Source organism: Bradyrhizobium sp. (genome assembly GCF_049798375.1).
Lineage (GTDB): Bacteria > Pseudomonadota > Alphaproteobacteria > Rhizobiales > Xanthobacteraceae > Bradyrhizobium.
In genome coordinates this window covers 1-8688 of the sequence record NZ_JBARGP010000404.1, presented here as the reverse complement: position 1 = coordinate 8688, position 8688 = coordinate 1, and the positions used below count along the sequence as shown (strand labels likewise).

The 8688-nt window shown below is 65.4% G+C and carries 9 protein-coding genes; 5 read left to right on the top strand and 4 right to left on the bottom strand.

The window, feature by feature from the left end:
* Both WA702_RS17260 and WA702_RS17255 read right to left on the bottom strand, forming a co-directional pair.
* The coding region (locus WA702_RS17260) for a cob(I)yrinic acid a,c-diamide adenosyltransferase (protein WP_425111749.1) at window positions 1-403 on the bottom strand (403 nt) is incomplete at its 3' end.
* Between the two features lie 18 nt (window positions 404-421).
* The gene (locus WA702_RS17255) at window positions 422-616 is read right to left on the bottom strand and encodes a twin transmembrane helix small protein (protein WP_425111748.1); all 195 of its coding nucleotides are present in this window, start codon (window positions 614-616) and stop codon (window positions 422-424) included.
* Window positions 617-761: 145 nt separating this feature from the next.
* On the opposite strand from WA702_RS17255, the gene WA702_RS17250 reads away from it, so the two are divergent.
* On the top strand, window positions 762-1655 hold the full coding sequence (locus WA702_RS17250; protein WP_425111752.1) for a YihY/virulence factor BrkB family protein: 894 nt from the start codon (window positions 762-764) through the stop codon (window positions 1653-1655).
* On the opposite strand, the gene WA702_RS17245 is transcribed toward WA702_RS17250, so the two are convergent.
* Both WA702_RS17245 and gluQRS read right to left on the bottom strand, forming a co-directional pair.
* Window positions 1582-2730: an ATP-binding protein gene (locus WA702_RS17245; RefSeq protein WP_425111751.1), complete on the bottom strand. Its 1149-nt coding sequence runs from the start codon at window positions 2728-2730 to the stop codon at window positions 1582-1584. The genes WA702_RS17250 and WA702_RS17245 overlap by 74 nt on opposite strands.
* 478 nt (window positions 2731-3208) lie before the next feature.
* Window positions 3209-4084: a tRNA glutamyl-Q(34) synthetase GluQRS gene (gluQRS, locus tag WA702_RS17240; protein WP_425111747.1), complete on the bottom strand. Its 876-nt coding sequence runs from the start codon at window positions 4082-4084 to the stop codon at window positions 3209-3211.
* Between the two features lie 94 nt (window positions 4085-4178).
* On the opposite strand from gluQRS, the gene WA702_RS17235 reads away from it, so the two are divergent.
* The 4 genes from WA702_RS17235 to WA702_RS17220 form a co-directional block, all read left to right on the top strand.
* The gene (locus WA702_RS17235) at window positions 4179-4976 is read left to right on the top strand and encodes a DNA-3-methyladenine glycosylase family protein (RefSeq protein ID WP_425111750.1); all 798 of its coding nucleotides are present in this window, start codon (window positions 4179-4181) and stop codon (window positions 4974-4976) included.
* Window positions 4973-6064 carry a DUF2855 family protein gene (locus WA702_RS17230; RefSeq protein WP_425111746.1) on the top strand — a complete coding sequence of 364 codons (1092 nt, stop codon included), beginning with the start codon at window positions 4973-4975 and terminating at the stop codon, window positions 6062-6064. The genes WA702_RS17235 and WA702_RS17230 overlap by 4 nt, the downstream gene beginning before the upstream one ends.
* Before the next feature lie 81 nt (window positions 6065-6145).
* Window positions 6146-7909 (top strand): flavin-containing monooxygenase, encoded by a 1764-nt coding sequence (locus WA702_RS17225; RefSeq protein WP_425111745.1) that lies wholly within the window; start codon window positions 6146-6148, stop codon window positions 7907-7909.
* 396 nt (window positions 7910-8305) lie between these two features.
* Window positions 8306-8688: HNH endonuclease (locus WA702_RS17220; protein WP_425111744.1), on the top strand; the 383-nt coding region annotated here is incomplete at its 3' end.

Here is an 8688-nt window from a genome sequence, read left to right as displayed (position 1 = left end):
GGCAAACCGTCCGCGCCAGATGCAGATGGGCGGCCGCCGGCGTGCCGCCCGGCAGCACGAACGAGGTCAGCGGTGCGAGATGCTCGTTGAGCGTGTCGATGTCGCGCTCGAGCCGATCGACCTGGCTCGGCACCACCCGCAGGCGCTCCGCCTTGCCCTCGCGCTCGGGCACCGCGAGGTCGGCGCCGAGATCGAACAGATCGTTCTGGATCAGGCCGAGCATCGCATCGATCTGCTGATGATCCGCAAGGTGCAGCCGTACCAGGCCGATTGCGGCGTTGGTCTCGTCCACGGTTCCGTAGGCGGCAACGCGTAGATCGTGCTTGGGGCGACGCTGGCCATTGCCGAGTGCCGTCGTGCCATCGTCACCGGTCCGGGTGTAGATGCGGTTGAGAACGACCATGCGTCTCTCCTCAGGGAATCAGCGACCTGCTGCCCAGACCGCGACCATCGTGATGACGATGGCGATGAACTGCAGCAGCACGCGCCAGCGCATCAGCTTCTGCGACAGGTTCGGCGAGCCGCCGCGCATCATGTTGACGAGGCCGAGAAACAGCACCAGCGCAACGGCAGCGACGGCGACGGGAAGGATGAATTTGCTCAACAGGGAAGCCATCGTCGCTAGATAACACCAGAGGCCGGGAAGCGCCATGCCAGATGGCGAGGGCGGCCGCGGCGATCTGGCTTTTTGCCGGAGAATATCAGATGCTGATGCGGAGCGACGTGCCATCGGCGGCACCAGTTGCGGGCAAAGGTGCAATGTGAGGCCGCTGCGCTACATCTTTCACGTCTGCCTGGACGCGTTCTACACTTTCCTCGCCGACGACGGTTGGGCGATCGCGAGCCATATCGCGCTCTCGACTCTGATGGCGCTGTTTCCGTTCCTGATCGTGCTGACCTCGCTGGCCGGCTTTCTCGGCTCCAAGGATCTCGCCGACCAGGCCGCGCTGTTGTTGCTGGACACCTGGCCGACCCAAGTTGCCAGCACGCTCTCTGGCGAGATCCACAACGTGCTGACCACGACCCGGACCGGCGTGCTGACCATCGGCGCGGTGCTGGCGCTGTATTTCGCCTCGAACGGCGTCGAGGCGCTGCGCGTGGCGCTGAACCGCGCCTATGACGTGGTCGAGCCGCGGCGCTGGTACTGGCTACGCCTGGAATCGATCGGTTACACGCTGGTCGCGGCTTTCACCGCGCTGGCAATGGCGTTCCTGATCGTGCTCGGCCCGCTCCTCATTGAATCGGTCAGGCGCTACATCCCGCTGATCGTCAACAGCAACGAGCAGCTGCTCAACATCGCCCGTTACGGCATCACCGTCACAGCGCTGATCGGCGCGCTGTTCATCCTGCACGCCTGGCTGCCGGCCGGCCGCCGCAGCTTCCTGCAGATCCTGCCCGGCATTGTCTTCACCTTCGTGGCCTCGCTGGTGTCGGGCATCGTGTTCGGCCAGTATCTGGCGCGCTTCGCCAACAACTATGTCACGATGTATGCGGGGCTCGCTTCGGTGATCATCGCGCTGGTGTTTCTGTATTTCATCGCAGCGATCTTCGTCTATGGCGGCGAGTTGAACGCCGCCATCATCAAATCTCGGCTGCCGCACGGTGTGTCGCTTCAAGCAGCGCAGTCGCTAGCGCACGCGGGGAAACGGGCTTGAGCAGGAAGGCGTCAGCGCCGGCGGCGCGCGACGGTGCCTCGTCCTCGCCACGGCCCGACACGCCGATGATCGGGATCTGGCCGTAAGGTGGGCTGAGCTTGCGGATTCGGCTGATGGTCTCGACGCCGTTGATACCGGGAAGCACCATATCCATCAGCACCGCGTCCAGTCCGCCCCGAGCGATCCGCTCCGGCGCCGCCTCGCCGCGTCCGATGAACTCGGCCTGGTGGCCGAGCTCGTTGAGGATGGTGTTCAGCACCACACGGCCGAATGGATTGTCCTCGACGCCGAGCACCCGCAATTGACGCGCCGGCACCAGCGTCACGCCATCCTCGGTATCGACCATGTCGGCGCTCGGCGCGGCCGCCTCGCTCAAGGTCACGGTCAGCGTGAAGCTGGTGCCGCCATCGACATCGGAGGCGACGGCGACGTCGCCGCCCATCGCGCGCGCGAGCTGCTTGACCGAGGACAGCCCGAGCCCGGCGCCGCCGAACCGGGAGGCGATCGAGACGTTGGCCTGGCTGAACGGCCGGAACAGACGCTTGATCTCCGGCAGGGTCAGGCCGATGCCACTATCCGACACCACGAAGGCAACGGTGACTTGGCCGCTCTTGCCCTTCCCACTCGCGCTGCGCTTGCCGCGCTTTGGCCGTCCGGCCGGCTCGACCTTGAGCGCAACGCCACCATGCTCGGTGAACTTGACGGCATTGTCGATCAGGTTCTCCAGCGCAGCGCGCAGGCGCACGGGATCGCCGACCATCAGCGACGGAAGCCGGCTGGAAATCTCCACCTCGGCCTGCAGCCCCTTGGCGGCGGCGCGTCCGGCGAGCGAGTCGCCGATGGCGCGCGCCAGCACGCGCAAGTCGAACAGGTCCTGCCGCGGCACGGTGCCGGTGGTCTCGTCCTTGGCGGCATCGACGAACAGCGTGGCGAGGCTGGAGAGATGCTCGGCCCCGGCCTTGATGGTATCGACCCAACGCCGCTCCCGCTCCCCGAGTTCGGAGGTCGCCAGGAGATCGCTGATGGCCAGAATGCCGGTGAGTGGCGTGCGAACTTCGTGGGCAAACACGGCCAATGCCGCTTCGACCACGCCAATGGCAGGGCCCCGCACCGCGGAGCCACGGGACTGCTTGCCCCGCGCCTTGGTGGTCACCTGAGGGCTACGCGCCTTCAGCAGCCTGGTCTTGGCAGCGCTCGTCTTGTCAGTGCTCGTTTTGGCATTGCTCGTCTTGGCTGGAACCGTCTTCGACGATTTTGCCTTAGGCGATTTCGCCTTTGACGATTTCACTTTGGACGCGCCTGGCTTGGCCAGCTCGGCTCGGGACCCCGTACCTCGCTTCCGAACGCGCTTCATCATGGCCCCTTTGACATGAACTCCGGAAACGAAGGGGCACTTGCATCGTCATGTCTGGTCGTGCCGCTTTCGATTGAAGCTCCCGATTAACCCGCGCTGGGGAACAAGCATGGCACGGCCGGCCCCTGGGTGTCACGACCGGCTTTGGGTTGTCCCCCTTGAAACCATGGAAGAAATGCCAGCGCGCCGAGCCAGATGGCTATATGACGCCAATGGTGCGACGGATTTTCGCCGGAGTTGCGCCCGCGGCGCGAAGCGCGCGCAATCCGACCGCCTGGCCGGATTTGGCCAGCTTGTGCCCCTCGGTGTCGCGAATCAGTCGGTGATGCCGATAGGCCGGCTCCGGCAGGCCGAGCAGGGTCTGGAGCAGCCGGTGGACGCTGGTGGCGTGGAACAGGTCCTGGCCACGGACCACCTCGGTTATCCCCTGCAGCGCGTCATCGAGCACGACCGAAAGATGATAGCTGGTGGGGGTCTCCTTGCGAGCCAGGATGACGTCGCCCCAGGCCTCCGGACGCGCCCCGACAGCGCCGCTCTTCCCGTCCGGCCCCTGCCCCAATTCGGTCCAGCCGAGATCGCCGAAGCGTGCGACCGCCGCCGCCATGTCGAGCCGCAGCGCATAGGGGACGCCGCCCGCCAGCAATTGCGCGCGCTCGGCCTGCGACAGCACCTTGGCGCATCCGGGATAGAGCGGCGCGCCGTCGGGATCCCGCGGCCAGGGCCGACCGGTCTCCGTCTCGCGTTGCGTCACCAGGCGCGCGATCTCGGCCCGGCTCTCGAAGCTCGGATAGACCAGCCCCGTCGCCGCGAGCCGCTCCAGCGCAGCGCCGTACTCGGCAAGATGCTCCGATTGCCGCCGCACCGGCTGCTCCCAGGTGATGCCGAGCCAGGCGAGATCCTGATAGATCGCCTGCTCGAAGGCGGGACGGCAGCGTGACGTATCGATGTCCTCGATGCGCAGCAGAAAGCGGCCGCCGCCGGCGCGGGCCAGATCGAAATTAAGCAGCGCCGAATAAGCGTGGCCGAGATGCAGATAGCCGTTCGGGCTCGGCGCGAAGCGGAAGACGGGGGACATTCGATCTCGTCAATACCGGACTAGCAATCGGCTGTTTCGATATGAGATGGATGCGCGGGTCAAGCCCGCGCATGACGCCAAAGAAAGCCCTGCCATGACCGAGCATCTCGACAGCCAGGCCGATCTCGACGACGCCATCCGTGCACTGGTGAGGCTGGACCCGCGGCTGCAGCAGGTGCTCGACGTCGCGGGCACGCCGAGCCTGCGGCGGCGCGAACCGGGCTTCACGGGACTCGCGCATATCGTCACCGGCCAGCAATTATCGACCGCGAGCGCAGGCGCGATCTGGGGCCGCCTCCAGGTGGCCTTCGATCCGTTCGATGCGGAGGCGGTGCGCCGCGCCCGCGCCGATCGTCTCGGCCGGCTCGGGCTGTCGGCCGCCAAGATCAAGACGCTGAAGCATATCGCGCGCGAGCTTGCCGCCGAGCGGCTGAACCTCGACGTACTCGCCAACGAGGACGCCGACGCCGCGCACAACACGCTGACCGCGCTGCCCGGGATCGGGCCGTGGACCGCGGACGTCTATCTGCTGTTCTGCCTCGGCCACGGCGACGCCTGGCCCGCAGGCGACGTCGCCATCCAGGAGGCGATCAAGGTCGGGCTCGGCCTCGCCGCACGTCCCAACGCCAAGCAGATGATGCCGATCGCCGAGTGCTGGCGCCCATTGCGTGGGGCGGCGGCGCATCTGTGGTGGACCTACTACCGCGCCTTCAAGAAGCGCGAAGGCGTGCTCGGCGCTGAAGCAACGCCGACCAAAGCGAACGCCGTTTCAAACAATGTTGTCGTTGCAAAACCATCATCATCACGGGGCAAGATCGCGGCGAGAAGCTCGCCGGGACCGGCGAGGATCCGGCCGAAATCGGCCAAGACATCGCCGAGATCGAAATCATGAGATCCATCGACTTCGTCGTCGCCCGCAACGATCTCCAACATTGCAAGACCGTCGAGACCACGCTTCCCGGTGCCGACGCATTGCCGGCAGAGACGCTGCTGATCAAGGTCGATCGTTTCGCCTTCACCGCGAACAACATTACCTACGCCCTGCTCGGCGATCAGCTCAAATACTGGCAGCTGTTTCCGGCACCCGCCGGCTTCGGCATCATTCCGGTGTGGGGATTTGGCGAGGTGATCGCCTCAAAGCATCCGCTCGTCGGCGAAGGCGAGCGACTGTTCGGCACTTTCCCGATGGCGACGCATCTGGTCATTGAAGCCAGCGATGTCTCCCAACGCGGCCTGCGCGACGCGGCGCCGCACCGGCAGGGCGTGGCAGCGGTCTACAACGCCTATGCACGCGTCGGCAGCGATGACGCCTTCGCTGGACATCGCGGCGATCAGCAGGCACTGCTGCGACCGCTGTTCATGCTCTCTTTCCTGGTCGACGATTATCTCGCCGAGAACGATGTCTTCGGTGCTGCCGCGATCATCCTCTCGTCGGCCTCCAGCAAGACCGCATTCGGGCTCGCCCACCTGCTGCACGCGCAACGCGACGGCGTCCGCGTGATCGGACTGACCTCGCCAGCGAATGCAGCCTTCGTTCGCGCCCTCGGCTGTTATGATGAGGTCGTCTCCTACGACGGAATCGAATTGCTCGACACGGCGTCGCCTTCCGTCTTCGTCGACATGGCCGGCAACGCGGAGCTGCGCGCCCGGCTGCACCGCCATCTCGGTGATCATCTGAAGCAATCCATCCGCGTCGGCATGACGCATCAGGACAGCGAGAGCGACCCAGCGAGCCTGCCGGGCGCGAAGCCTGTCTGGTTCTTCGCCCCGGACCAGATCCGCAAGCGCGCCAAGGAATGGGGGCCAGGCGGCATCGAGAGCAGGCTCGGCGCGGCTTGGCAGGGCTTTGCGCCAATGCTCGAGCGCTCGCTGACCATCGTCGAGGGACGCGGGCCTGATGTCGTGCAGCGCGTCTATCTCGATACGCTCAGTGGACGCATTCCGCCTGAGCAAGGGCACATGCTCTCGATGACGGACTAACACGCTTCCCGTGCGCCGCCGAACCGCGCTAGGCTTCGCTGATAACGACGCCGCGCGACAACACGGCCGGAGGATGCGCTTATGCTCGACAAGACGCAGGATATCGCGATCGGGGTCGCCAACTGGCTGACGGAGTTCGAGCAGGCGCTCGCCGCCGCCGACACCTCCGGCCTGCGCGCGTTGTTCCATGCCGACAGCTATTGGCGCGACGTGCTGGCGCTGAGCTGGCGCATCAAAACGTTGAACGGCCGCGACGCCATCCTGCACGACTTGCCAACCGACGTGCAGGCCGCTGCACCCTGCGGCTTTGCGCTCGCAACCGATCGCGCGCCACCACGCTGGGTGACGCGCGCCGGCACCACAAGCATCGAGGCGATCTTCAAGTTCGAAACCGCGCAGGGCCGCGGCTCCGGCATGATCCGTCTGATCCCTGATGCCGCCGATGGCGACCGGCTGAAGACCTGGACGCTGCTCACCGCGCTCGATGAGCTCAAAGGCTTTGAGGAGCCGATCGGCGCGCGGCGGCCGCGCGGCCAGGCCTATTCGCGCGATTTCCGCGGACCGAACTGGCTCGACACACGCAACGCTGCGAACGCCTATGCCGACCGCGATCCGACCGTGCTGGTGGTTGGCGGCGGCCAGGCTGGGCTTTCGATCGCGGCGCGGCTGAAGATGCTGCAGATCGACACGCTGATCGTCGATCGCGAGGCCCGGATCGGCGACAACTGGCGCAAGCGCTATCACGCACTGACCCTGCACAACCAGGTGCAGGTCAATCACATGCCCTACATGCCGTTCCCACCGAACTGGCCGGTCTACATTCCGAAGGACAAGCTCGCCAACTGGTTCGAGACCTATGTCGACGCCATGGAGCTGAACTTCTGGACCGGCACCGAGTTCGAAGGCGGCAGCTACGACGCTGCGCAGGCGCGCTGGACCGTGACGCTGCGCCGCGCCGACGGCAGCCGCCGCACCATGCATCCGCGCCACATCGTGATGGCGACGGGCGTCAGCGGCATCCCGAACCGGCCGGAGCTTCCCGGCCTCGATACGTTCAAGGGCCGGATCCTGCATTCCAGCCAATATGACGACGGCGAGGCCTGGGCCGGGAAACACGCGCTGGTGATCGGCACCGGCAATTCCGGCCACGACATCGCGCAGGATTTGCAATCCAGTGGTGCTGACGTGACCTTGGTGCAGCGCGCACCGACGCTGATCACCAATATCGAGCCGTCGGCGCAGCTCGCCTATGCGCCCTATAACGAGGGCACACTCGAGGATAACGACCTGATCGCGGCCTCGATGCCGCTCGCCCTGGCGCGGCGCAGCCACCAGCTGATCACCAAGCAGTCGAAGCAGCTCGATCAAACCTTGCTCGACGGGCTCGCGAAGATCGGCTTCAAGCTTGATTTCGGCGAGGACAACACCGGCTGGCAGTTCAAATATCTCACCCGTGGCGGCGGCTATTACTTCAACGTCGGCTGCTCGGACCTTTTGGTCAGCGGCGCGATCAAGCTGATCCAGTTCGCCGATATCGAGCGCTTCGTCGCTGCTGGCGCGCTGATGCAGGATGGCCGCACAACGGAGGCCGACCTGATCGTGCTCGCGACCGGCTACAAGCCGCAGGAGCATCTAGTGCGCAAGCTGTTCGGCGACGCCGTCGTCGCGCGCGTCGGCCCGATCTGGGGCTTTGGCGAGGAGCAGGAGCTGCGCAACATGTACACGCGCACTCGCCAACCCGGACTCACTTTCATCGCCGGCAGCCTCGCACAGTGCCGCATCAACTCGAAATACCTGGCGCTGCAAGTCAAGGCGATCGAGGAAGGGTTGCTGGCGGCCAGTTGATCGGCCCGCACGGCCGCAGCCACCGCTGCCGCAGCGGCAGCTCGATCACAATAGGTTGTCCGCTCCTGTATCCGCCGAGCTCGCGGAACCGGGCGATATGCCGCCGGTGCCCGCGGCAACGGACGATCATGGCCATCGACCGACCGCGCCGTCCGGCGGATCTGTAAAATATGCTGCACACAGGCCTGACAGCGCGGACACCTGTTTGCGAGCCACTTGCACCTGGGCGCCATTCCCTTGTCATAGCCGCCGGCGCCGCCATGGTTCTGACGCGCTTTTTGCGCAGTCTGCAGATGCGGGATAAGGTGTTCTCGGGTCTTCACAATCCCGTCACGCTGCATGTAGTATGTCACAGATGCTGCTTCGTCGCAGCCGTATGGAGGCCAGGAGCGTTACTTGAACGCACATGTCTCGCAAGGCGGTTGGCCGGTGTTGGTGCTGAATGCCGACTTCCGGCCGCTGAGTTACTATCCGCTGTCTCTCTGGTCGTGGCAGGACGCGATCAAGGCGGTGTTTCTCGATCGCGTGAATATCGTCGAATATTACGACCGGGCGATCCGAAGTCCCTCCTTCGAGATCCAGCTGCCCAGCGTCGTGTCGCTGAAATCCTTCGTCAAACCGTCGACGCATCCGGCCTTCACCCGCTTCAACGTGTTCCTGCGCGACCGCTTCGCCTGCCAATATTGCCGTTCCGGCGACGACCTGACTTTCGATCACGTCATTCCGCGCAGCAAAGGCGGCCAGACCACCTGGGAGAACGTCGTCGCCGCCTGCTCGCC

What these genes read in the sequence shown, in the direction of transcription:
- WA702_RS17235 (WP_425111750.1), top strand. Translation starts at nt 4,179, where the DNA reads ATGACCGAGCATCTCGACAGCCAGGCCGATCTCGACGACGCCATCCGT.
- WA702_RS17225 (WP_425111745.1), top strand. Translation starts at nt 6,146, where the DNA reads ATGCTCGACAAGACGCAGGATATCGCGATCGGGGTCGCCAACTGGCTG.
- WA702_RS17230 (WP_425111746.1), top strand. Translation starts at nt 4,973, where the DNA reads ATGAGATCCATCGACTTCGTCGTCGCCCGCAACGATCTCCAACATTGC.
- WA702_RS17255 (WP_425111748.1), bottom strand. Translation starts at nt 616, where the DNA reads ATGGCTTCCCTGTTGAGCAAATTCATCCTTCCCGTCGCCGTCGCTGCC.
- gluQRS (WP_425111747.1), bottom strand. Translation starts at nt 4,084, where the DNA reads ATGTCCCCCGTCTTCCGCTTCGCGCCGAGCCCGAACGGCTATCTGCAT.